21 protein-coding genes and 2 pseudogenes are annotated in these 21,779 nt (G+C 69.1%); 4 read left to right on the top strand and 19 right to left on the bottom strand.

Annotated elements, in window-relative coordinates; all coding sequences use genetic code 11:
• Window positions 1–238: 238 nt before the first annotated feature.
• The 8 genes from AB0I04_RS08715 to AB0I04_RS08680 all read right to left on the bottom strand — a co-directional run bounded on the left by AB0I04_RS08715 (window position 239) and on the right by AB0I04_RS08680 (window position 7,026).
• The gene (locus AB0I04_RS08715) at window positions 239–448 is read right to left on the bottom strand and encodes a hypothetical protein (protein WP_360881177.1); all 210 of its coding nucleotides are present in this window, start codon (window positions 446–448) and stop codon (window positions 239–241) included.
• Window positions 426–1,034, bottom strand: a complete 609-nt coding sequence (locus tag AB0I04_RS08710) for a DUF5947 family protein (RefSeq protein WP_360881175.1) — start codon at window positions 1,032–1,034, stop codon at window positions 426–428. Before AB0I04_RS08710 ends, AB0I04_RS08715 begins: the two co-directional genes overlap by 23 nt.
• Window positions 1,031–1,615: a NifU family protein gene (locus AB0I04_RS08705; RefSeq protein ID WP_360881173.1), complete on the bottom strand. Its 585-nt coding sequence runs from the start codon at window positions 1,613–1,615 to the stop codon at window positions 1,031–1,033. Before AB0I04_RS08705 ends, AB0I04_RS08710 begins: the two co-directional genes overlap by 4 nt.
• Window positions 1,608–3,404, bottom strand: a complete 1,797-nt coding sequence (locus tag AB0I04_RS08700; protein WP_360881171.1) for a nickel-dependent hydrogenase large subunit — start codon at window positions 3,402–3,404, stop codon at window positions 1,608–1,610. The genes AB0I04_RS08705 and AB0I04_RS08700 overlap by 8 nt, the downstream gene beginning before the upstream one ends.
• Window positions 3,405–3,432: 28 nt before the next feature.
• On the bottom strand, window positions 3,433–4,500 hold the full coding sequence (locus AB0I04_RS08695; RefSeq protein WP_360881169.1) for a hydrogenase expression protein HypE: 1,068 nt from the start codon (window positions 4,498–4,500) through the stop codon (window positions 3,433–3,435).
• Between the two features lie 114 nt (window positions 4,501–4,614).
• Window positions 4,615–4,971 (bottom strand): hydrogenase maturation nickel metallochaperone HypA, encoded by a 357-nt coding sequence (locus tag AB0I04_RS08690; protein WP_360881167.1) that lies wholly within the window; start codon window positions 4,969–4,971, stop codon window positions 4,615–4,617.
• Complete coding sequence (locus tag AB0I04_RS08685) at window positions 4,964–5,527, bottom strand: hydrogenase maturation protease (RefSeq protein WP_360881165.1); 564 nt, start codon at window positions 5,525–5,527, stop codon at window positions 4,964–4,966. The genes AB0I04_RS08690 and AB0I04_RS08685 overlap by 8 nt, the downstream gene beginning before the upstream one ends.
• 56 nt (window positions 5,528–5,583) lie before the next feature.
• Entirely contained in the window at window positions 5,584–7,026 is a 1,443-nt protein-coding gene (locus AB0I04_RS08680; protein WP_360881163.1) for a hypothetical protein, read from the bottom strand.
• A 293-nt stretch (window positions 7,027–7,319) separates the two neighbouring features.
• On the opposite strand from AB0I04_RS08680, the gene AB0I04_RS08675 reads away from it, so the two are divergent.
• The 3 genes from AB0I04_RS08675 to AB0I04_RS08665 all read left to right on the top strand — a co-directional run bounded on the left by AB0I04_RS08675 (window position 7,320) and on the right by AB0I04_RS08665 (window position 9,102).
• Window positions 7,320–7,745, top strand: a complete 426-nt coding sequence (locus AB0I04_RS08675) for a helix-turn-helix transcriptional regulator (protein WP_360881161.1) — start codon at window positions 7,320–7,322, stop codon at window positions 7,743–7,745.
• Window positions 7,742–8,353 (top strand): SIS domain-containing protein, encoded by a 612-nt coding sequence (locus AB0I04_RS08670; protein WP_360881159.1) that lies wholly within the window; start codon window positions 7,742–7,744, stop codon window positions 8,351–8,353. The genes AB0I04_RS08675 and AB0I04_RS08670 overlap by 4 nt, the downstream gene beginning before the upstream one ends.
• A gap of 62 nt (window positions 8,354–8,415) precedes the next feature.
• Window positions 8,416–9,102, top strand: a complete 687-nt coding sequence (locus AB0I04_RS08665) for an SIS domain-containing protein (protein WP_360881157.1) — start codon at window positions 8,416–8,418, stop codon at window positions 9,100–9,102.
• A gap of 125 nt (window positions 9,103–9,227) precedes the next feature.
• Here the strand turns inward: AB0I04_RS08665 and hypE are convergent, their stop codons facing one another.
• The 9 genes and pseudogenes from hypE to AB0I04_RS08620 form a co-directional block, all read right to left on the bottom strand.
• The gene (gene hypE / locus AB0I04_RS08660; RefSeq protein WP_360881155.1) at window positions 9,228–10,394 is read right to left on the bottom strand and encodes a hydrogenase expression/formation protein HypE; all 1,167 of its coding nucleotides are present in this window, start codon (window positions 10,392–10,394) and stop codon (window positions 9,228–9,230) included.
• Window positions 10,395–10,448: 54 nt separating this feature from the next.
• Window positions 10,449–11,576, bottom strand: a complete 1,128-nt coding sequence (gene hypD / locus AB0I04_RS08655) for a hydrogenase formation protein HypD (protein ID WP_360881153.1) — start codon at window positions 11,574–11,576, stop codon at window positions 10,449–10,451.
• An 11-nt stretch (window positions 11,577–11,587) separates the two neighbouring features.
• On the bottom strand, window positions 11,588–11,857 hold the full coding sequence (locus AB0I04_RS08650) for a HypC/HybG/HupF family hydrogenase formation chaperone (RefSeq protein ID WP_360881151.1): 270 nt from the start codon (window positions 11,855–11,857) through the stop codon (window positions 11,588–11,590).
• A 178-nt stretch (window positions 11,858–12,035) separates the two neighbouring features.
• Window positions 12,036–13,589 (bottom strand): alpha-L-arabinofuranosidase B, encoded by a 1,554-nt coding sequence (locus AB0I04_RS08645; RefSeq protein WP_360881149.1) that lies wholly within the window; start codon window positions 13,587–13,589, stop codon window positions 12,036–12,038.
• 273 nt (window positions 13,590–13,862) lie between these two features.
• Window positions 13,863–14,354 carry a flavin reductase family protein gene (locus AB0I04_RS08640; RefSeq protein WP_360881147.1) on the bottom strand — a complete coding sequence of 164 codons (492 nt, stop codon included), beginning with the start codon at window positions 14,352–14,354 and terminating at the stop codon, window positions 13,863–13,865.
• A 194-nt stretch (window positions 14,355–14,548) separates the two neighbouring features.
• Window positions 14,549–16,144, bottom strand: a complete 1,596-nt coding sequence (locus tag AB0I04_RS08635) for a tryptophan halogenase family protein (protein ID WP_360881145.1) — start codon at window positions 16,142–16,144, stop codon at window positions 14,549–14,551.
• 364 nt (window positions 16,145–16,508) lie between these two features.
• Complete coding sequence (locus AB0I04_RS08630; RefSeq protein WP_360881143.1) at window positions 16,509–17,582, bottom strand: glycosyltransferase; 1,074 nt, start codon at window positions 17,580–17,582, stop codon at window positions 16,509–16,511.
• A 339-nt stretch (window positions 17,583–17,921) separates the two neighbouring features.
• Window positions 17,922–18,758: pseudogene (locus AB0I04_RS08625) on the bottom strand (cellulose binding domain-containing protein); the annotation flags it as partial.
• 177 nt (window positions 18,759–18,935) lie between these two features.
• Complete coding sequence (locus tag AB0I04_RS08620) at window positions 18,936–19,541, bottom strand: TetR/AcrR family transcriptional regulator (protein WP_360881141.1); 606 nt, start codon at window positions 19,539–19,541, stop codon at window positions 18,936–18,938.
• A 56-nt stretch (window positions 19,542–19,597) separates the two neighbouring features.
• On the opposite strand from AB0I04_RS08620, the gene AB0I04_RS08615 reads away from it, so the two are divergent.
• Window positions 19,598–20,518, top strand: coding sequence for an NAD-dependent epimerase/dehydratase family protein (locus AB0I04_RS08615; protein ID WP_360881139.1), 921 nt, complete (start codon window positions 19,598–19,600; stop codon window positions 20,516–20,518).
• 139 nt (window positions 20,519–20,657) lie between these two features.
• Here AB0I04_RS08615 and AB0I04_RS08610 read toward each other — a convergent pair.
• A pseudogene (locus AB0I04_RS08610) lies at window positions 20,658–20,747 on the bottom strand (hypothetical protein); the annotation flags it as partial.
• On the bottom strand, window positions 20,744–21,604 hold the full coding sequence (locus AB0I04_RS08605) for an RNA-guided endonuclease TnpB family protein (protein ID WP_360881137.1): 861 nt from the start codon (window positions 21,602–21,604) through the stop codon (window positions 20,744–20,746). The pseudogene AB0I04_RS08610 and the gene AB0I04_RS08605, both read right to left, overlap by 4 nt.
• Between the last annotated feature and the right edge of the window lie 175 nt (window positions 21,605–21,779).

Here is a 21,779-nt window from a genome sequence, read left to right as displayed (position 1 = left end):
GATCACCAGATGACGCGTCATCGGGAGGCGCGGTCTTCGCGGGAGGACGGCGCCGCGACCCCCGGCCAGAGGTCGCGGCGCCGTCCCCTCAGGACGCCCACCGCGGGGCGGTGTCACATGCGCCAGATCTTGATCTCGCGCCTGAGCGCGGGGAACTCTCGGATGGCCACGACGACGACACCGGCGATCGCCGCGCCGATCAGTGCCTTCTTGATCATGATGGTTCCTCCGATCGGTGTCAGCCAGGTGGCAGGTTGGGCATGATCTTGAGGATCGCGTTGTGCTTCCTCGGCTTGACCCCCGTGGAACGGCGCGCGTCGGCGGTGCCGTCCCTGCGGTGGCCGATCTGCCTGCTGAGCCTCCGCCTCGCGTTGCCCTCCCGTATGCCGCGCACGTGGGCCGGGGTGTCCGGCCTGACGTCCGGCTTACCGACCCGGATCCGTCCCATGGCATCTCCTCAGCTCATCGAAGAATCCCTCGATCTCGGTCCATACCACCTCGCCGCCCGACATACCCGTCCAGTGCCGCCGTACGATCGCGACCAGGCGGTAGCAGTCGTCGATGGGGACCAGCCAGGCCTCCGTGCATCCCCGGGCGGTGTTGACGAGGACCGCCTCGACGTCGGCCGCCAGGGACGTCATCGGTCCGATGCCCTTGACGGCGGACCGCCATCGCGGCGGATCGACCTCCCACCGCGTCGCGCCGGCCGGGCTCGGATAGTGCGCGATGACGCGGCCGTCCGGACGCCGGACGAAGAACGCCAGCCCGACCGGGACGCCCACCGCCGCCGGCGCGAACGCGGGGAGCGGGACGCGGCGGTCGGGAATCAGCCGGAAGTGCCCCTCACCGGCCTCGTCCCGCTGGAAGAGCACCGAGCACGCGTAGCAGACGCACCGCGGCTCGTCCGCCTGGAGATCCAGCAGGTGCCGGTGGTTCTCCGCGATCGGCAGGGAGCAGAGCTCGCACGGCCGCCCGGGCCGGCCGGCCGCCGTCGCGCGGTCGACCACGCGCCGCAGCGCACCCGTGCTCTTCACGCCGTCCTGTCCGGAATCCGGTCGGCCGGCCGGCGCAGCAGGGAATCGGCGGGAATCACCGCCGGGGCGCGCTCGGCGGGTGTGACCTCGACCCGCCGCAGCTCGGGGGCCACGGCGAGCACGGCGTCGGCGATGGCCCCTTCGACCGCCGCCGCCGACGACGCGCAGCCCCGGCCCCCGGACCATCGAAGACGCGCGACGTCGCCGGTGATCTCGGCCAGTTCGACCGTGCCGCCGCCTGCTCGAAGGGCGTCGTCGAGCACCCGCGCGACGCGTTCCTCGACCGGCTGCGGGTGGATGCCGTGCAGGATGAGGAGGTGGTGCACCAGCTCGTCCCGGGTGAGCGCCGAGGCGAGCTCCGGCAGCCCGCCGACCAGGGCCGTCAGGCGGGCGAGCGCGGTGCCGTACACCTCCGTGAGGGCCTCGATCGCCTGCGCCGCGGTCTCGGCGACGGGCCCGGTGGCCTGCTCGAGCCGCTCGAGAAGACCGTCGAGGCGGGCGAGCCGGTCCTCGACCTCGGCCTCCGGCAGGCCGCCGGCCGGCGGGTCCTTCGGGAGGCCGGCGGCCGGCGGGTCAGCCATGGCTTGCTCCGAACGTCGGCGAGTGGAGCTTCTTCAGCACGGTGCCGTTGCCGAGGTACATGTGGACGCCGCAGGGCAGGCAGGGATCGAAGCTGCGGACGGCGCGCATGATGTCGACGCCCTTGAAGTCGTCCGGGCCGTTCTCCTCGAAGATCGGCATGTCCTGGACGGCGTCCTCGTACGGTCCGGGAACGCCGTGGATGTCACGGGGACTGGCGTTCCACGGGGTCGGCGGATAGGGGTGGTAGTTGGCGATCTTCTTGTCCTTGATGACGAGGTGGTGGGACAGCACGCCGCGTACCGCTTCGTGGAATCCGCAGCCGATGCCCTCGTCCGGGACCGTGAAGTCCTGGAAGACCTTGACGTCCCCGGCGCGGACGCGTTCCATGGCGCGCTCGAGGAAGTGGAGGGACATGGCGGCCGCGTAGGCGATGAAGTACGCCCGGGCGCGGTCCCGTTCGATCGCGTTGGACCACTGCGGGATACGCCACTCCAGGGTCGTCTCCGGGAGCTTGTCGCCGCGGGGCAGGCTGATGCGCACGCTGGAGCCGGTCGCCTTGACGTACGGCGTGTCGACCAGGCCGGCGAGCGCCGTGGTGTAGAGGCGGGCGAACGGCCCGCCGCCCGTGTCGAGGGCCAGGTTCTCACCGGTGCGCTTGTCGTACCAGCGCGGGCTCATCACCCAGCTGTACTTGTTCTCGAAGTCCCGCTTCTGCGGCATCGGGAGCGTCGTCTGGTTCCACGGGTGGCGCATGTCGACGGGGTTGCCCAGCGGGTCGTGGGTGACGAACGGATCCTCGTTGACCCAGTCCTCGTAGTAGGAGCTGCCGAGCAGGATGCGGATGCCGAGGTTGATGTCGACGAGGTCGGTCGTGACCAGCTGGCCGTCCACGACCACGCCGGGGGTGACGTTCATCGCCCGGCCCCAGTGGGTCATGTTCTCGTACCGGTAGTCGACGACCTCGGGGTCCTGCCAGGCGCCCCAGCAGCCGAGCAGGACGCGTCTGCGCCCGACCTCCTCGTACCCGGGCAGGGCCTCGTAGAAGAAGTCGAAGACGTCGTCGTTCATCGCGACGGCCTGTTTGACGAAGTCGATGATCGAGATGAGGCGGCTCAGGTAGTCGGTGAACAGGCTCGGCTCGGGCATCGTCCCGACGCCGCCCGGGTAGACGGTCGAGGGGTGGACGTGCCGCCCCTCCATCAGGCAGAACATCTCCCTGGTCGTGCGGCTGACCTGCAGCGCCTGCTTGTACACCTCGCCTTCGAACGGGTTGAAGGCCTCCATGATCTCGGCGATCGTCCGGTAGCCGTGGATCTCCGCGCCCGGTGCCTCCGTCCGCTGCGCCCGCTGCAGCACGCTCGGGTTCGTCGCCTTGACCATCGCCTCGCAGAAGTCGACGAACACCAGGTTGTCCTGGAAGAGCGTGTGGTCGAACATGTACTCGGCGGCCTCGCCGAGGTTGATGATGTCCTCGCCGAGCGGCGGGGTCTTGATGCCGTACGCCATGTTCTGGGCGTACACCGAGCAGGTCGTGTGGTTGTCCCCGCAGATGCCGCAGATCCGGCTGGTGATGAAGCCGGCGTCGCGCGGATCCTTGCCCTTCATGAACACCGAGTAGCCGCGGAACAGCGACGAGGTGGCATGGCATTCGGCCACCTGCCGGTTCGCGAAATCGATCTTCGTGTAGATGCCGAGGTTGCCGATGATCCGGGTGATCGGGTCCCAGGCCATCTCGACGAGCTGTTCGCCGGCGCGCTGCGGCGCTCGCGTCCGATCGGTCAGTGCCATCTTTCGGTCTCCTTCGCCCTCCGGCCGGTCACGGACGCCAGCGCGGGTTGTATCCGCTGGTCAGTTCGGGCTTGTTGTGGCGCCACTTGGGTTCGGTGTTCACCGTCTGGTTGGTGAAGCCGCGCATCCGGCGGATGAACATGCCGTACGGCTTGTTGAGGGCCGAGGACATCGATCCGCCCGGGGGCTCGTCCATGAACGGCATGAACTTGTCGGGGAAGCCGGGCATCGTGCAGCCGATGCAGATGCCGCCGACGTTGGGACAGCCGCCGACGCCGCCCATCCAGCCGCGCTTGGGCACGTCGCAGTTGACGACCGGTCCCCAGCAGCCGACCTTCACCTGGCACTTGGGAGAGTTGTAGTCCTTGGCGAAGTCGGCCTGCTCGTAGTAGCCGGCCCGGTCGCAGCCCTCGTGGACCGTCTTGCCGAACAGCCACTGCGGGCGCAGCATCTTGTCCAGCGGAGGCGGGGGAGCGCTGCCCGCGGCGTGGTACAGCACCCAGGTCAGCGTCTCCATGAAGTTGTCGGGCTGGATCGGGCATCCGGGCACGTTGACGATCGGCAGTCCGCCGGTCGACGTGAAATCCCAGCCGAGGTAGTCGGCCAGGCCCATGCATCCTGTCGGGTTGCCGGCCATCGCGTGGATGCCGCCATACGTCGCGCAGGTACCGGCCGCGACCACCGCCCAGGCCTTCGGGGCGAGGCGGTCGATCCACCAGTTCAGGGTGAGCGGCTCGCCGGTCTGCGGGTCGTTGCCGAAGGACGTCCAGTAGCCGTCGCCCTCGATGATGTTCTGGTTGGGCACGGATCCCTCGATGACGAGGATGAACGGCTCCAGCTCGCCGGCGGCCGCCGCGCGGAACGGTGCCAGGAACTGCTCGCCGCCCTGGGCCGGTGACAGGACCTTGTTGTGCAGGGTGACCCGGGGCAGCCCGGGGATGAGGCCGAGGGCGATGTCCTCGATCGGCGGTTGCGTCGCGGCGGTCATCGCCACCGTGTCGCCGTCGCAGCTCATCCCCTCAGAGATCCACAGGATGTCGATGTGCTCGAAACCCGTCTGGGCCTCGCGGGTCGTGGGCTTCTCGTCGATGCTCATGTCCGGGGTCCCCCTCCTAGGGCCTGTCTCGAAGTCGGTCGTAGATCGCGGTGCCTGGAGCCGCCGGCGCCGGTGCGGACGGCCGGTTCCGCGTGTGGGGATGAGTCGCGTCCATCAGGGTCTCCTCTCCCCGGCCGGCTCGAAGGCGATCGACTCCAGCACGACCTCCTCGGCGTCCACCGCGTCGACGTCGATGCCGCCGCACCGCGGGCACGCGGCGAGGACGAGGGCGTCGGTGGCGTCATTGCGAGCGCCGCAGCCGCGGCAGTGGACCGACGGCGGCCGGAGGACGAGCTCGACGCTCGCCCCTTCCGCCACCGTCCCGGCCGCGGCCAGCTGGAAGCCCTGGTCGATGACGTCTGGATCGACCGGGTGGCCGGCCACGGACACCCGTACGCCGGTCACCCGCCGCCCGCGGGCGCGGCGCACGGCCGCGTCGACGATCGCGTCGCACAGTCCCATCTCATGCATCGGCAGGTCGCCTCTCCGCCCTTCCGGGCTTCGCCGCTTCTTCGCACGCCAGCTCCGTCACGAGCGACACCGCGTCGTCCACGACGGCGCGCACCTGCTCGGACAGTCCCATCCGCTCCTCGACGACGGCCGGCCGGCAGCCCACGACGAGCACGCGGTCGATGCCGCCGCCGATGGCGTGGAGCAGCCCGAGGACGGCCTCCGGATCCATGCCGTGCCCGTCGAGAGCCGGGGGAGGCGACGGCTCCGGTGCGGAGGCCGGGCCGGTCGGCGGGTCCGAGGAGGCCGGGCCCGTCGGCGGGTCGACCTCGAGGACGGCCAGCGTCCCGGGCGGGCCGTCGAGGGGAACGGCGTCGACCATGATCAACGTGTCGTGGCGGCCGTCGAGCAGTTCGTAGGCCAGGTGGACGCCCCGGATCCCGTAGTCGGCCACCTCCACCGTCGAGGGAAGCGCCGACGCGTCGATCCGGCCGACGACCTCGACGCCGAACCCGTCATCGCCGAGGAACACGTTGCCGATGCCCGCCACGAGCACCTGACGGCCGGGCGCGCTCATGCTGCGTCTCCCGCTCAGCCTCCGGGGCGCCTGCGGACGTCGTCTTCCCTCGTCGCTCACTCGGTGCCCCCGGCGTCGGCGAGCGGTTCGATCTCGGCGGGGGAGAAGTAACGGAACCGCCCGTACCATCGGTCGAGCTCGGCCCCGGGATCGTCCTCCAGGGTGACGGCCAGCTGACGGGAGCCGTCCACGTCGAGGAGTACGGCCTCCACCCTGGCGGTCCGGCCCGCCAGGAACATGTCCTGTGGGTCGGTGCCCCGCCGCTGCGGCAGCAGGCGCACCCGGCTGCCCTTGGTGACACGCCGGTCGGCCACGACGACGACGTCGGCGTCGGGGGGCAGGTCGGCCGCGTCGGGCGGGGTCCAGCGTGACGGAGGCGACGCGTCCTTGCTCACGCCTTTGCCCCCGCCCTCGCCGGCCGTCGCAGCGGCCGGGCCGAGGGAACGGACGGCTCCGTGCAGGCGGGACATCACCTCCGGCGGCATCCCGTCGACCCGGTCGATGATGGCCGCGGCGCGAGGATCGGTCGCGCGGGCCTCGCGTTTCTCGGCGTCGGTGAGCGTCAGCGTGCGCAGCGAGAGGATCTCGTCGATCTCGGTGCCGTCGTGCAAATCCCCAGGGCTCTCCGGAGCGATCGCCGGGTGGTCGTAGAGGAGGATCGGTGACGACAGCAGGAGGTCCCGCTCGCCGGGCGGCCCGGCGAGCACGGGAAAGGTCCGGATGTTCGAACAGGCACGGGCCTCCGCCTCGGCCCAACCTGGCGGGTCGAGCAGCGAGACGAACGACGCGTCGCGCGCGGCCGCCATGGTGTGCGCGGCGATCAGCGATCGCCGCAGCGCCTCGCCCCGGGGAGCGTCCGGCGGGGTCGTACGGTCGGTGTTCTCGACGCGCACGCGCAGCCGGACGAGCCACGGTGCCGTGGGGCAGCGGGCCGCGGAGACCGTCACCGACGCGTCCACCGGCCACGACCGCGACACCGTCCGTCCCACCGGGCGGCCGGCGTCATCCGTGAGCGCCTCGACGTCCTCGCCACCGGGAGCTGAAAGGGCGAACCGCCGTTCGCCGTTCAGCGCCTCGCCGACGACGATCCGCACGTCGAAGTCCCGGGGGATCGCCTCGTCGAAGGCGAGCTCGAGCCGGGAGCCGATCCGAAGGCGGTCGACCGCGCGATGGCCGCCATCCGGGCTTCGTTCTTCCACCGACCTGCTCCGGAGCTGCAGGAACCGGACACGACACCAGACGGCGGACTCATCATTCGCCTCGAGCAGGCACTCGGTCCGCTGCCACCATCCTTCGGCGGACCCGGCCACCCCCTCGTCGTCCACCCCCCGCGCCTCGGTCCAGGCCCGTGGGGTCAGCACGCCGAACTGCCAGCGGACCCGGTTCTTCGCCGACGAGCGGCGATACGGGTACAGCAGATAGCCCTCGTAGAGGATCGCGTCGGCGACCGCGAGGGCGCGATCGAAGGCGGCGCCGGCGGTGACCGGCTCAGCTGTCATGATCGCTGCTCCCTTCTCCGACGGCGCGGACGCCGACCATCGACCGGCGAAGGTCCGGCAGGCGGTCCCTCACACCGCGGAAAAGCGGCGTTAACCGGTATAAGGCACGAGCGCCACGCACGGTAAGTGATCCCTCCCTCTATGTGGTCTCGTCAGGTAGCGGTCCGTGCCCTCGCCGTCCGAGGCGGGCGGGAAACGAGGGGCGGACGTGGATGCGATCGCGATCATGTGGGTACTCCCGGTGATGGAGACATCGCTTTCCGTATCGATCGAGTCGATCCGCCGGGGGGGACATGGCACAAGCCGACCGGGAGCTGAGGCCGACGGCCCGCGCCGCGCAAGCCGACCATGTCGCGGCCCGGCCCGCCGGTGAACCCCGGAACTTCCTGCAGTGCTGCCTGCTCCTGCTCCTGCGGGAACGGCCCGCGCACGGCTATGAGCTGCTCGAACGGCTCAAGCCCTTCGGCATCGCGGAGGGAGACCCGGGGCACCTCTACCGCAGGCTCCGCTCACTCGAACGCCAGGGGATGCTGTGCTCGAAATGGGAGGCGTCGGAAGCGGGACCGCGACGGCGCACCTACTACCTCACCGAGCGCGGCGAGGCCCTCCTGGGTACCTGGGCCGGCGTCCTGGCCGAGACCCGCGCGCTTCTCGACTACTACCTGGTCCGGCACGCGTCGGTCGCCGCGCCGGCCGGACCCGGAGGACAGGGGCGATGACGATCTCGGAGGATTCGGTCACCGCGGCGTTCGGCCGCCGTACGGAACCGGCGGAGGCCCTCGCCGCGGAAGCGGAGCGCGTCGCCCGGGCCTGCCACGCCATGGCCGCACGGTTCCACCGGGGCGGCAAGATGATCGTCTTCGGCAATGGGGCACAGGCCACCGACGCGGCGCACATCGCGGTGGAGTTCGTCCATCCCGTCATCGTCGGCAAACGCGCGCTGCCGGCGCTGTCCCTCGCCGCCGACCCGAACGCCCTCACCGGCGTCATCCGCAGGGCGGGATTCGAGGAGACCTACGCGGCCGGCGTCCGCCTGATGGGTGCGCCCGCCGACATCGCCGTCGGGCTGTCGGCGGACGGACGGTGCGAGAACGTCCGGCGGGGCCTGGCGGCCGCCCACGAGATGGGCCTGCTCACGGTCGCGCTCGTCGGCGGCGACGGCGGACCGATCGCAGGCGCCCCGCCGATCGACCACACGCTCGTGGTCCGCGCGGACGATCCACGCGTCGTCAAGGAGATCAACGTCACCGCGTACCACATCCTCTGGGAGCTCGTGCACGTCTTCCTCGAGCAGCCGGGGGTCCTCGAACCGGAGCCGGGCCGATGAGCGGGCATCCGCCGGAGCCCGCCTCGGCCCGCCACGCCGAAGGCAGTGGCTTGGGAGTAGAGATGAGCAGCGCCGCGTCCGACGACATGCGGTCGCTCTATCCGGCGCTGTACGACGTCGGTGCGGACTTCGACGCGGTGCTCGCGGAGGTGACCCGGTCCACGGTCGAGAAGGCGCACGAGATCGTCGCGCTGCGAGCGGAGATGTGCCGGCGGAACGCCGGCCGGATCGCGGCGTGCGCGAGGGCGCTCGCCCGGTCGTTCGGGCAGGGCGGACGGCTGTTCGCCTTCGGCAACGGGGGGAGCAGCACCGACGGGCACGCGATCGTCGAGCTGTTCACCAACCCGGGGCCCGGGGCGTGTCCGCTGCCGGCGCTGGCGCTCACGAGCGACGTCGCGGTGCTCACCGCGCTCGGCAACGACGTCGCCTTCGAGGTGATCTTCGCGAGACAACTGGCGGCCCTGGGCCGGGCCGGTGACATCGCGGTCGGGCTGTCGACGAGCGGCGGATCGGCCGACATCGTCCACGCGCTGGAGGAGGCGCGACGGCTCGGTATGGTGACCGTGGGCTTCGCCGGGTACGACGGCGGCCGGATGGCCGAGTGCGGTGCGGTCGACCACCTGTTGGTCGTGCCCTCCTCCTCGGTGCACCGGATCCAGGAGGCCCAGACGACCACGTACCAGGTCTTGTGGGAACTCATCCAGGTGGAGCTGAACGGCGGCACCGGGCGGACGACGCCGCTGCGGTAGGGCGGTACCGGATTCGCGTTCGGCGGTGGGGCGGTACCGAATCCGCGTCCCGCGATAGCCGTACCGAATCCGCGTCCCGCGATAGGGCCGTACCGGATCCGCGCCGCCGGGATCGGGGGCGAGGGTCAGCAGATGCGCGGAAGCGGGTCGCCGACGAGGAGGTCGACGATTCGCGTACCGCCGAACGCCGTGTTGAGCAGCACCAGACCTGCGGGATCCGCAGCGACCCTCCCGATCAACGCCGCGTTGACGCCCAGGGGATGCGCGCGCAGGGCGGCGAGCGCGGAGTCGGCGTCGGCGCCGTCCACGATCGCGACCATGCGGCCTTCACAGGCGACATAGAGGGGGTCGATGCCGAGCAGTTCGCCGGCGCCGGCGACCTCCGGGCGGATCGGCACGGCCGTCTCATCGACGACGATCGCGACCTCGGACGCGGCGGCCACCTCGTTCAGGACCGTCGCGACACCGCCGCGCGTCGCATCCCGGAGCACCCGGGTACCGGGCGCCGCCTTCAGGAGTGACGCGCACAGCTCGTGCAGGGGCGCCGTGTCGGACGTCAGATCCGCGTCGATGTCGAGTTCGCCGCGCGCGAGCATCACGGTGACGCCGTGATCGCCGATCGGTCCCGACACCAGCACCGCGTCGCCGGGGCGCGCACCGCCCGCGGACAGGTTCAGGTCATGGCCGAGCACGCCGATGCCGGCCGTCGTGATGTAACAGCCGTCGGCCTTCCCACGCTGCACGACCTTCGTGTCGCCGGTGACGATCCGCACGCCGGCGCAGGCGGCGGCCCGGGCCATCGAGCGGGTGACGCGCCGCAACTCGTCGACGGGGAAGCCCTCTTCGAGAACGAACCCGGCGGACAGGAACAGCGGCCGCGCGCCGCACACGGCCAGGTCGTTGACCGTGCCGTTCACCGCGAGATCGCCGATGTCGCCCCCGGGAAAGAACAGCGGGGAGACCACGAAGGAGTCGGTGGTGAAGACCAGCCGCGCGCCGTCCACGGTGACGGTCGCGCCGTCCTCCATCGCCTCGAGCAGCGGATTGCGGAACGCTTCGAGGAACACCGCGTCGATCAGCGTGCGCGTCGCCTTGCCGCCCGCGCCGTGCGCGAGCGTGATGCGCTCTTCTCTGAGCCGGGGTCTGCGGCGCCGTACCTGCTCGATGCGTTCCAGGACCTGCCGTTCCCGATCCGGTTCACCCGCCGTAGGCGGTGCGGCGAGGACGTGCTCCGCCTCGGCCTCACGGACGGCCCGCTCCGCCCAGACGGCGTGTTCCCGTGCCTCGCTCACGTTCCGCTCGCCTCCTGTGCCTCGCTCACGTTCCGCTCGCCTCTTGTGCCCTGCTCACGTTCCGCTCGCCTCCCGGGTGCGCTCCCGGCTGAACCGGCCGAAGTTGTAGTACGCCGCGCAGGCGCCCTCGGCGGAGACCATGCAGGTGCCGATGGGCGTCTCCGGCGTGCACGCGGTCCCGAAGACCTTGCACTCCCAGGGCTTCAGCACGCCCTTGAGAACCTCTCCGCACTGGCACGCCTTCGGGTCGGCGACCCGGACGCCCGGCAGTTCGAAGACCCGCTCGGCGTCGAAGCGCGCGTACGCGTCCCTCATCCGGAGCGCGGAATGAGAGATGAATCCCAGGCCGCGCCACTCGAAGTAAGGACGGGGCTCCATCACCTCGCCGATGACGCGCAGCGCCGTACGGTTGCCCTCCCACGGCACGACCCGCGCGTACTGGTTCTCCACCTCGGTGCGGCCCTCGGCGAGCTGGCGGAGCAGCATGTGCACCGATGCCAGGATGTCCAGCGGTTCGAACCCGGCGCAGACGAGCGGTCTCCCATAGTCGCGAGCGATGAACTCGTACGGCCCGCAGCCGATCACCGTGGAGACGTGACCGGGCCCCAGGAATCCGTTGAGGCGCAGGTCGGGGGAGTCGAGGATCGCCTTGATCGCCGGAATGATCATCACGTGGTTGCAGAACACCGAGAAGTTGTCGACGCCGTCCGCCGCGGCGCGCAGCACGGTCATCGCGGTGGACGGCGCCGTCGTCTCGAACCCGATCCCCATGAACACCACGCGCCGATCCGGATTGGCGCGCGCGATCTTCAGGGCGTCCAGCGGGGAGTACACCATCCGGATGTCCGCGCCCGCGGCCTTGGCGTCGAAGAACGACCCCCGGCCGCCGGGGACGCGCATCATGTCACCGAACGAGGTCATGATGACATCCGGCTGCCCGGCGATCGCGATCGCGTCGTCGACCCGGCCCATCGGAATGACGCAGACCGGACAGCCCGGCCCGTGGACGAGTTCGATCGCCTCGGGCAGGTGGTCCTCGATGCCGTGCTTGTAGATCGTGTGCGTGTGCCCGCCGCACACTTCCATGAACCGGTACCGCCGCCCGGGTTCGCACAGCGCGGCGATCCGCGAGGCCAGCACCCGTGCCTTCCCCGCGTCCCGGTACTCATCGACGAAGCGCATCCCGGACCCTCCTACAGGTTCGACTCCCGAAGCGCGGTGACCTCGTCGTCGTACGCCTGGCCCATGTCCTCGAGGAAGTCCAGGACGGCCTGCGCCTCCTCCTCGGAGATCTTGGACAGCGCGAAGCCGACGTGCACGAGGACCCAGTCGCCTTGCTGCAGGCTCTGTCCCGCGAGCAGCCCGATGTTGACCCGGCGCCGGACCCCGCTCACGTCGACGGTCGCCAGGTCCGGAGGGTCGTCACAGAACCCGACCAGCTCTCCAGGGATCCCCAGGCACATCCGCGTACTCCTCAGGGCTTGATCACTGACGGGTACCTACCCCTGGTCTTCCGGGAATCGCCCTACGCGCCGTCATCTCCGGGGAAAGGCACCTGAGGGAGCCGGCGGGCCGTCCGGGGGAGAACGGCGCGGAGCCGCCCCCGTGGACCGGGGACGGCTCCGCTCAGGTCGACCGCGTCTACACCCAGGGCTGGCTGACGACCCAGCTCACGTCGTCGGCCCAGGACGAGGAGCTGTCGAAGTCGTGCGATCCGCCGTTGGAGGCGACGTAGACGGTGTTGTTGTAGTGGCGGATGAACCGGTCCGGGTAGTTGTAGGAGGCGAGCGAGGTGCCCTGACCGCTCTTGCCGGTCTGCGGGCAGAAGGTGGCGTCCGAGGCGAACAGCGAGCTGCCGTCGTTGTGCTGCCGGTACAGCTCGTAGTTCTGATGCCGTAGGTAGTCGCCGGGGTAGTTCCTCGACTCGAACGACACGCACGAGCTGCCGGCCAGGCCGCTGCGCACGATCCAGGTGGCGTCGTTCTTGTCGAGATCAGAGCTGGACGAGTTGATCACCGACGTGATGGCCTTGTCGTCGTAGTGCCGGACGTAGCGGTCGGTGTAGCCGGACGTCGTCGCGCGCAGCGAGATCGACGAGCCGGGGGTGAGCGATCCGCCCGCGCCGCCGCCGCTCGACGTCGCGTATCCGGCGGCGGTGATGCTGGCCTGTACCGAGTTCTCGGTGGCGTCCGACGGGTAGCCGGAGGTCATCACGCCTTCGTAGAAGGTCCCGGCGGAGCTCTTGCTGTTGTCGCCGCCGATTCCGAGGATGATGGCGCCTTCCTTGTGCATCGGGTTGTAGCCCGAGACGTTGGGGCGCACGCCGCTGTAGAAGGTCGACACGCCGCCGGACTGTGCGTTGCCGCCCCGGATGGCCCAATGGTTCGGCTCACCCTTGACGATCGCGGTCAGGTACCGGTGATCAACGGTCGGATCGCCTGCGTTGTAGTGCTGGTTCACTCCGGAGAACAGGCCGTTCTCCAGATCGGCCATGATCCAGGGGCCGTCGCCCGCGCCGTAGCCCCAGGCCTTGATGTTGCCGAAGTAGATGGCCTCCATGTGGCCGTTGCCGGTGTCGTTGTTGCTCGTCTCGGCATTGCCGTAGTCGAAGCAACAGCCGCCGTTGTAGTGCGTGCCGTCGAAGACCGCGTACATCCCCTGTGCCTGGTCTCCGGTCGCGATGCCCGAGGTGTGGTCGTTGCGGTAACCGGTGCCGGGAGCCACGTAGACGCCGTAGGCCTTGTGGCCGCCGATCATGGTGGGCGCCGCGGTCGCGACCGCGAGGTTGTCCGGGCCGCCGGCCGCCCCGCCGCCGGGTGCCTGGGTGAGATTGTTACCCCGGCCGGACTGGTCGTAGATGACGGTGATGACGCAGGTCGTACCGGAGCAGAACGAGTCCTGCGCGGCGGCGTTGGCGTATCCACCGGCGCTGAGCACGCCGATGTTGCGGGTGGTGTTGTCCGAAGAGCGGCGCACCTGGTAGAGCGAACCGTTGTAGGAGGCGTACAGGGCACGGGTCGTGCTGTGCGCCGCCACGCACGGGGTGCCGCCGGCGGCGTAGATGTCACACGGCAGCGACGTCGCGGCCTGTGACGGCGTGGAGATTCCGGTCTGCAGGCCGGCGGCGAGCGCGACCGCCGCGCCCGCCGAGATCAGTGCTTTTCGCGCACGGCGAAGTCGTGACAGAACATTCATGGTGAGCCTCTCATCCGGCTTCAGCCCGGGAGCAGCGGCGGTCTGCTTCGCATTTCTCTTCGTCTCCTCCGGACTTCGCCTTTGCGTGTTCGATATATCGAACAATGTTCGGGAGCGGTCGCATGGACGTTAAGACGCCTGTTGGGGCCTGTCAACGGCCTTTCGCGATTAATGACAGACCGCCCGATCGCGGCGTCAACGCCATTTGTCGGCCGACCGGCGATGTCCGGGTGGGGCCTCCGGGGGACCGGGTGAAAGGCGGCAGGTGTTCACCTACTGCGGCCAGGTGTGGTAGCGCCTTCTGCCGTAGAGCAAGGGAGCGTGTCCCCTTTGCTGGGTGACGCCGCCGACCCTCCCGAACAGGATGAGGTGGCTTCCTCCATCCGCCGTGCGGGCGACCCGGCAGTCGGCGATCGCGTGTGCGTGCCCGGTCAGATGCGGTCCCGAAGGCCCGGCCGACCAGTCCACCGACTCGAACCGCTCAGGGACGCTCATCCTCGAGCTGAAGAGCTCGGCGACGGACTGCGCGCCGCCGTGCAGGAGATTGACCGCGAATGTTCCCCGCCGCAGGATCGCGTTCAGCGTCGGGCTCTCCGCGCGCAGGCATACCAGCAGCGTGGGCGGGGCCGTCGTGAGGCTGCACAGCGCGGAACAGGTCATGCCCCACGGCCGCCGTTCGTCGTCCAGGGTCGTCACGATCGCAACGCCACTGGGGAACTCCGACATCAGTGACCGGAACTCGTTCGGCGAGCAGACCTCCGGCATTGAAAGGGATGATTCAGTCACTGCACATGACCCTTCGCGTAGGTGGGCCGACGCCGCCACGTCGTCAGCGCGACCAACGTCGCTGGTACGGCGCCGGAACCCTTCGTCATGCCGCCGCCCCTGTACGCAGGCCCATAGCCCTGTCCTCCGGGCTTCGCCAGGAGGACAGGGCCCGCCCAGAGGGCGGCGCGCCGTTACTTTCCGTGGAGGTGGCGGAGGTACGCGTAGGTCGAGGGCAGAGTGTTCAGGAGCTCGTCCCGTCGGCGTCCGACCTCCGCGAACACGGCCTCGGCGGACTCGATGGAGTCCGGCCGGTGGCTGAGCAAGGGCATCGAGTGCTCCGGCAGGACGTCGAGTCCGGCGAACACGCAGTAGTAGTTCGCGTTGCTCCAGAAGTTGCGGAATTCGGCCTCGAAGTTGCCGTAGTAGTTGCCCTCGTCGGTGACCGGCAGGTTGACCCCCAGGCCGGACTTGTACAGCGCCACCTTCTCCTTGAAACCGTCCGCCAGCTCCAGCTCCTTACAGGCGCGCCAGAACGGCGTGTCGTCGCGCGGCGCGAAGCTGAAGTGCGCCTGGATGAAGTCCCGCGTGTCGTCGAACATGTTCTCGATCTCGCGGTTGAACCGGTCCATCAGGACGGGGTCGAAGCGCTTGTCCGGGAAGTGCTTGACCAGCTGGTAGAGCGCGGCGTAGGTGAAATAGATGCCGGTGGACTCCAGTGGCTCCAGGAAGCAGGAGGACAGGCCGATACCGACGCAGTTCTTCACCCAGGCCCGCCGGTTGCGGCCGACCCGGAACCTGATGTGGTTGAGCGGTCGCTTCTCCGGGTCGAGGTTCCACATCCGGCAGAACTCCTCGGTCGCCTCGTCCTGCGTGGCGAACCGGCTCGAGTACACGTAACCGGTGCCGAACCGGCCGAGCAGCGGAATCTTCCAGGTCCAGCCGGAGGACATCGCGATCGCCGAGGTGAACGGCTCGATCCCGTCGGTCTCGTCGTCGTGCGGCACCTGGGTCGCGACCGCCCGGTCGTTGAGCAGGTGGTCGCTCATGTCCAGGAACGGCTCCTTCATGACCTGGTTGATCAGAAGGCTCCGGAAACCCGAGCAGTCGATGAACAGGTCGGCTTCGAGCCTGAGGCCGGCCTCGGTCGTGATCGCGGCGATGTGCCCGTTCTGATCGACCTCCGCGCCGGTGAACCTGTCTTCAATGTGCACCGCTCCCTGCTGCTTGGTGGCGAACCGGCGCAAGAAGTCGGCGACCAGGTGGGCGTCGAAGTGCCAGGCGTAACTCGCCCACTTCGTGCCGTCCATGTGACGGGGGGACAGCTTCTTGTCGAAGATCGCCGGCTGGACGTAGCAGGCGCGGTCGAACGGCTCATCGGTCGCGCCCTGCGACCTCTTGTACGTCCAATAGTGGGACAACGGCAGGTTGTCGTGCTCCGGCAGCAGACCGAAGAGGTGGTCGAACCGGTCCAGTCCCGTTCCGTGCGGCCGCGGCTGGGCCTCGCCTGCGCCGCCGGTCCGCCAGTTGACGAACCTGATGCCCATCTTGAAGCTCGCGTTGCACTCGGGCATCCACTCTTCCTCGGACAGGCCGAGGAAGTCGAAGAACACCTTCTGGAGATTGGGAATGGTGGCCTCACCCACCCCGATCTTCGGAATGGCGGGCGCCTCGAGGACCGTGATATTCACCGATCGCCCGAGTGCCTTTCCCAGGTACGCGGCCGACATCCAGCCCGCCGTACCGCCTCCCAGAACAACGATGTTCTTAATCCGGTCGTCGCTGGTCATGGGTGATCCTCCGATCAGGTGGTTGGTGAATTGCACACTTCGAGGGATGTGGTCGCTGGGACGCCGTGGTGCCATGCTCTATCGCCGGCTTACCTAAGTCGAACGTAATTCGGCATGATCGTGCTCACCGGTTCGCGGGATCGGCGCATTTCGGCGCGCTCCGATCGCTCAGGAAACACGGTGTGTCATCGAGTCGCTCCATATTGCGAGCCGAAACTCCGAGTTGTGTTGTCAGAAACATTGACAAGGCGTTGCGATCATAGACCGGACGATCGCATCCGGGTAGGTGGTGATCGCCTATCTTTTCCCTTGAGTTCATGTGATCGCGTACGGCCGGCGGCGGCCGTACGCGATCACGCTCGCGCTACGCGCTGGGAGGTGTGTGGGCGCGTCCCTTCTCGTACACGACGAGCCCCGGGGAGAGATGGAGCGGGACGAGGATCAGCTCGACGATGAGGGCCTTCCACGCGTAGTAGAGGTTGACCGCCTTCGTCAGGTAGACGAACGGGACGTTCATCAGCACCCGGAGCACCGGCAGCCTCCGCCGTCGCGCCGCATAGATCAGCGGCGGTGCGGTCAAGAGCAGCTCGGAGCCGAGCCACCACGCCAGGGTCGGCGCGACCGGGCGGTGCATCCCGAGGGTGAGGAGGAACGGGGCGGCCCACCACAGCGGCGCGGTGAAGACCTCGAACACCGCCAGGACGATCCACAGAGCCAGCATGGGCTTGCGGACCACCAGCCCTCCGAGGTGCAGCCGGACGTTCTGGAAGAAGCCGGCCATCCAGCGCCACACCTGCTTGCGCAGGTAGGTGAGGGTCTCGGGGTCGGCCGCCCACGCGACCGCGTCGCCGACGTAGACGGCCTTTCGGCCCGCGATCTGCTGGGACCAGGTGATGTCCATGTCCTCGACGATGGTGCGCTCGGGGAAGCCGCCGAAGGCCACGAGCATGTCCCGCCGGAACGCCGAGCAGCAGCCGGAGCAGACCACCGGGCTGTTCGCGTGGTTCTGGATCGGCCGGTTCCAGTGGAAGCCGAAGAGGTACTCGATCGACCGGCCCCGCTCCCAGGCGGTGCGGGTGAACCGCGTCTGCACGTTCCCCGCCGCGACGACGACGGCCGGATCGTCGAACGCCGGCTTGATCTTCTCGATGTAGTCGGGTGCGAGCACGGTGTCGGCGTCGACCGCGAGCACGAGATCGGTCCGGCAGTGCGGCAGCGCGTGGTTCTGCGCCTTGGCCTTGCTGCCGAGGTTCCGTGCGGGTGTCAGCACGGTCACCCCGTAGGACCGTGCGACCGCGCCGGTGCGGTCGGTCGAGCCGTCGTCGACCACGATGATCTCGTCGGGCGGGACCGTCTGGCTGAGAAGGGACTCCAACGTCGCCGGAAGCCCTTCCTCCTCATTGTGGGCCGGGACGATGACGGTGAGGGAGGGCATCATTTGCGCCTCCTGAACCGCGCGACCACCGTGACGATCCCGACGACCCCGTAAATGATGGTGCTGAACCCTATGAAGGGCAGACCCCCGTGCATTTAGACCCCTTTCGCGAACGCGGCACCCGGTGGCGGCCGAGGAGACCGCCATTACGGCGGTGCTGACCACCGGGAACTTCATCATCGCGTTCATCGAACGGGCGCATCCAGGCGTCGCCACGGGTTGTGGATAACTCGATCGAACGATGTGTCGACCCGGCCGATCCGCCGAATGGAACGCCTGCGGTCTGCCGGCCGCGGCACGGGATGGGCGGCGTGACGCTCCGGTCACGCCGCCCATCACCGATCAGGAGAGGAAGCTGCCGTAGGGGCCGTTGAGGATGCCGTTCTTCTGCGTCGGGCTGAAGTGGCAGTTCGGGTAGTCGTAGAGGGACGCCGACATGCACGTCCCGTCGGTGGACGTGGCGTCGGGCAGGCCGAACGCGTGCCCCAGTTCGTGCACCATTCCGCCGTACCACCGGTTCATCGGGCCGTTGATGCCCGCCGCGCCGTCGGCGTCGTGGCCGCTGAGGATCACCCATCCGTTGCCGCCACCGCCGCCGGCGCCGTCACCTTCCGCGCTGATTTCGCCGACGTTGATCCAGCGGTTGTCCGGTGCACCGAGGCCGAACTTGCTGCGCAGTTCGTCTTCCATGTTGCACACCGTCCACCAGTACTTATCGCCGCAATTCGGCGTGTTCTCGTACCAGCTTCGCTGCTTGTCGCCGTTGACGACCTCGACGACCGGGCTGTTCAACGTGAACGTCTTGCCCAGCTCCTGCTTGAAGAAGCGCTGCGCCTCTTGCAGGACCTTGGTGATGCCGTCCGGGTACCGCTGGTCGTACGCCACGTCCGACGGCTTGAGCCAGAAGACCCGCACCGTGCGCGTCGGTGGAGTAGCCGGCGGGGGAGAGGTGGGCGGGGTCGGGGTGGTGGTGTCGCCGGTGCAGGTGACGCCGTTGAGGGTGAAGCCGGTCGGCACGTCATTGCCGGCGTTGTTCCACGTGCCGTTGAATCCGAACGAGGCGCTGGCACCCGTCGCCAGCGAGCCGTTCCAGCTCACGTTGGAGGCGGTCACCGCACTGCCGCTCTGCGAGACCTGGGCGTTCCACGCCTGGCCGACCGTCTGCCCGGAGCCGAAGGTCCAGCGCGCCGTACTACTTTCGGGTGGTCGATGTGAGCGCTAACAATGGGCACGGTGAACGAGCCGCCGCAGCCGTGTCAATGAGCGTCGATGGCGGCAGCCCGGGACGTGCGAAAACGCGGCCCGCCTCCGGAAAGTTTCAAACGCGGGGCCCCCGCGGACCGCTCGGGCGGCCGTTCAGTCCGACTCCTCCGAGCGCCTTGCGGCGAGAAGCAGCTGGACCACTTGGTTCAGCGTCGACTCTGGTGCGTAGCTGCCGGGATCGAGCGTGGAGTGCAGGACGAACCCGTCACCGGCCGCGATGATGAGGGACGCCATCGGCTCCGGATCCACCCACGCGGCGATGTAGCCGCTCTCGCGCAGTTCGCGGATGCTCGTCGCGAGCGCGTCGCGGAGTTCGGCCAGCAGGCCGACGACCTGGGCGCGGACGGTCTCGTCGCGTGACGCGGCCGCCAGGGCCTCGATGTAGGCGGGGAAGTGCTCGCGTGCCTGCTCCAGGGCCTCCTGAAGGGCGAGCACCGTACCGAAGAGGCGGCCCAGCGGATCGTCCGCGACGCCGGTCAACGCGGTGCGGGCGGGCTCGATCCAGGTCCGGACGGCGTGGACCAGCGCCTGGGCCACGAGCTCGTCCTTGGAGCCGAAGTGGTACGTGATCGCCTGAAGGTTCACTCCCGCCGCGGAGGCGATCTCGCGGGACGTCGCTCGGGCGACCCCGTGGGTGCGGAGCACGTCGAGGGTGGCGTCGAGCAGGCGTCGACGGGTGGGGTCTGGACGCTCACTCATACGTATGTATGATTTCGGTGGTGGCCGCCGGAACCGCGACGACGGAGGGATCGGTCATGAGCCAGATAGATCTTGTGACGGGTGCATACGGATACTCGGGAACCTACCTCAGGCGTCGGCTCGAGATGGCGGGCCACACGGTCCGTACGCTGACGAACCATCCGGCGGCCGACGCCGACATCGACGTGTTCCCCCTCGACTTCAGCGACCCGGAGGCATTGGCGGAGGCCTTCGACGGTGTCACGACGTTCTACAACACCTACTGGTCCCGGTACGCGCCGGCCGGCACCAGTCATGTGGACGCGGTGGCCAACACCGAGACACTGCTCTCGGCCGCCGCCCGGATGGGGGTCGAGCGGGTCGTGCACCTGAGCATCACCAATCCGGATTCGGCGTCCTTCTACACCTACTACCAGGGCAAGGCGGCGGTCGAGGATCTCGTCACGGCGGGCGGCATGTCCTACGCCATCGTCCGGCCGAGCGTGATCTTCGGCGGAGACGACATTCTGATCAACAACATCGCCTGGTTGCTGCGCCGGTTCCCGGTGTTCGCCATTCCCGGGACGGGCCGGTACCGGCTGCGCCCGGTGCACGTCCAGGACCTCGCCGACCTGTGCGTACGTCTCGGGGCGGAGCGGACGAACACCGTCACCGACGCGATCGGCCCCGAGTCGTTCGGTTTCGAGGACCTGGTCGGCACGATCGCCCAGGCCATCGGCGCCCCGTTCCGGCCGGTGCATCTCCCGACGGCCGCCGTGTCCGTCCTCCTGCGCGGCATGTCGATGCTGACCCGGGACGTCGTGCTCACGCGGGACGAGATCGAGGGGCTCATGGCGGAGCTCGTCATGGTCGAGGGCGAGGCCACCTGCCCCACGCCGCTGACCGGCTACCTGGATGAGAACGCCGCCCGGGTCGGCCGCCGCTACCAGTCGGAACTCGCCCGGCGTAAGACCTCGGCGGCTCTCGCACGCTGCTGACGGCCGGACACTCCTTGTCCACGTTCGCGCCAGCTCCACAGGCATCACCAGGGTTGTCCCCGGTTACGGCTCGACCAGCCGCAAGGATGTTCTTGGCCGCGTTGATGTCCCGGTCGTGGCGGGTGCGGCAGCCCGGACACGTCCAGTGCCGGGTGGAAAGACTCAACTTGGCGAGCAGGTGCCCGCAAGCCGAGCAGGTCTTGGAGGAGGGGTACCAGCGGTCGATCACCACGAGCGTGCGGCCGGCGCGTTCGGCCTTGTACTCCAGTTGCCTGCGGAACTCCCCCACCCCGCATCGGAGATCACCCGCGCCAGCGCGTGGTTCTTCACCATGTTGGTGACCGCGAGGTCTTCGATCACGATGGTGTCGGCCCTGCGCACGAGGTTCGTGCTCGTGCGGTGCAGGAAGTCCTTCCGGGCGTTGCGGACCTTGCGGTGGGCGCGGGCGACCTTCGCCTTGGCCTTACGCCGGTTCATGCTCCCGCGCTCGCAGCGGGCCATACGCCGCTGATACCGGGCGAGGTTGCGGGCCTTGCGCTCAAGATGGCGCGGGTTGGCGATGCTTTCTCCGTCGGAGGTGACCGCGAAGTCCTTCACACCCAGGTCGACGCCGATGGCGTGCCCGGCCTCGTCCATGGGCTCGGGCGCGTCGGTGTCGACGGCGAACGTCACATACCAGCGGCCGTCCGGATCGCGGGAGATGACGACCATGGTCGGGTTCAGCGCGGACGCCTCGACGTCGTCGAAGGACCACACGAACCGCAGCGGTGTCCGGGTCTTGGCCATGAACAACTCGCCGTTGTTCATCCGGAACGCCGAACGGGTGTAGTGCGCGGACTGCCGGGAGTTGCGGTTCTTGAACCGCGGGTACTTCGCGCGTCCTGCGAAGAAGTTCGCGAACGCCGCGTGCTGATGCCGCAGCGTCTGCTGCAACGGAACCGACGACACCTCGGACAAGAACGCCAGGTCCTCGGTCTTCTTCCATCCGGTCAACGCGGCGTCGGTCTGCTTGTAGGAGGTCCTGGCGCCCCGCTGGTGGTAGGCCGCGTGGCGTTCGGCGAGGGTCTTGTTCCACACCAGGCGCACACATCCGAACGTGCGGTTGAACACCGCCGCTTGCTCGGGGTCCGGGTAGACCGGAGCCGCCGGATGAGCAGGCGGCCAGCGACGTCGCCAGGGCGACCGCTAGTACGGCGGTGCCCACCTTGCCTCCCCACCGAGTCGAGCACCGCAGCCGGCCGCACGCCACACGCGGGGAACA

Origin of the sequence: Actinoallomurus sp. NPDC050550, from assembly GCF_040655075.1 — a bacterium.
Taxonomy (GTDB): domain Bacteria; phylum Actinomycetota; class Actinomycetes; order Streptosporangiales; family Streptosporangiaceae; genus Actinoallomurus.
The sequence above is the reverse complement of the archived record's forward strand: the minus strand, read 5'-3'. Positions and strand labels throughout refer to the sequence as shown.

Coding starts and splice junctions, on each gene's coding strand:
- AB0I04_RS08685 (WP_360881165.1), bottom strand. CDS start 5,527: ATGAGCGCGCCCGGCCGTCAGGTGCTCGTGGCGGGCATCGGCAACGTG.
- hypD (WP_360881153.1), bottom strand. CDS start 11,576: ATGCGCTTCGTCGATGAGTACCGGGACGCGGGGAAGGCACGGGTGCTG.
- AB0I04_RS08615 (WP_360881139.1), top strand. CDS start 19,598: ATGAGCCAGATAGATCTTGTGACGGGTGCATACGGATACTCGGGAACC.
- AB0I04_RS08630 (WP_360881143.1), bottom strand. CDS start 17,582: ATGATGCCCTCCCTCACCGTCATCGTCCCGGCCCACAATGAGGAGGAA.
- AB0I04_RS08645 (WP_360881149.1), bottom strand. CDS start 13,589: ATGAATGTTCTGTCACGACTTCGCCGTGCGCGAAAAGCACTGATCTCG.
- AB0I04_RS08670 (WP_360881159.1), top strand. CDS start 7,742: ATGACGATCTCGGAGGATTCGGTCACCGCGGCGTTCGGCCGCCGTACG.
- AB0I04_RS08635 (WP_360881145.1), bottom strand. CDS start 16,144: ATGACCAGCGACGACCGGATTAAGAACATCGTTGTTCTGGGAGGCGGT.
- AB0I04_RS08675 (WP_360881161.1), top strand. CDS start 7,320: ATGGCACAAGCCGACCGGGAGCTGAGGCCGACGGCCCGCGCCGCGCAA.
- AB0I04_RS08715 (WP_360881177.1), bottom strand. CDS start 448: ATGGGACGGATCCGGGTCGGTAAGCCGGACGTCAGGCCGGACACCCCG.
- AB0I04_RS08620 (WP_360881141.1), bottom strand. CDS start 19,541: ATGAGTGAGCGTCCAGACCCCACCCGTCGACGCCTGCTCGACGCCACC.
- AB0I04_RS08690 (WP_360881167.1), bottom strand. CDS start 4,971: ATGCATGAGATGGGACTGTGCGACGCGATCGTCGACGCGGCCGTGCGC.
- AB0I04_RS08640 (WP_360881147.1), bottom strand. CDS start 14,354: ATGCCGGAGGTCTGCTCGCCGAACGAGTTCCGGTCACTGATGTCGGAG.
- AB0I04_RS08700 (WP_360881171.1), bottom strand. CDS start 3,404: ATGGCACTGACCGATCGGACGCGAGCGCCGCAGCGCGCCGGCGAACAG.
- AB0I04_RS08705 (WP_360881173.1), bottom strand. CDS start 1,615: ATGGCTGACCCGCCGGCCGCCGGCCTCCCGAAGGACCCGCCGGCCGGC.
- AB0I04_RS08695 (WP_360881169.1), bottom strand. CDS start 4,500: ATGAGCATCGACGAGAAGCCCACGACCCGCGAGGCCCAGACGGGTTTC.
- AB0I04_RS08650 (WP_360881151.1), bottom strand. CDS start 11,857: ATGTGCCTGGGGATCCCTGGAGAGCTGGTCGGGTTCTGTGACGACCCT.
- AB0I04_RS08665 (WP_360881157.1), top strand. CDS start 8,416: ATGAGCAGCGCCGCGTCCGACGACATGCGGTCGCTCTATCCGGCGCTG.
- AB0I04_RS08680 (WP_360881163.1), bottom strand. CDS start 7,026: ATGACAGCTGAGCCGGTCACCGCCGGCGCCGCCTTCGATCGCGCCCTC.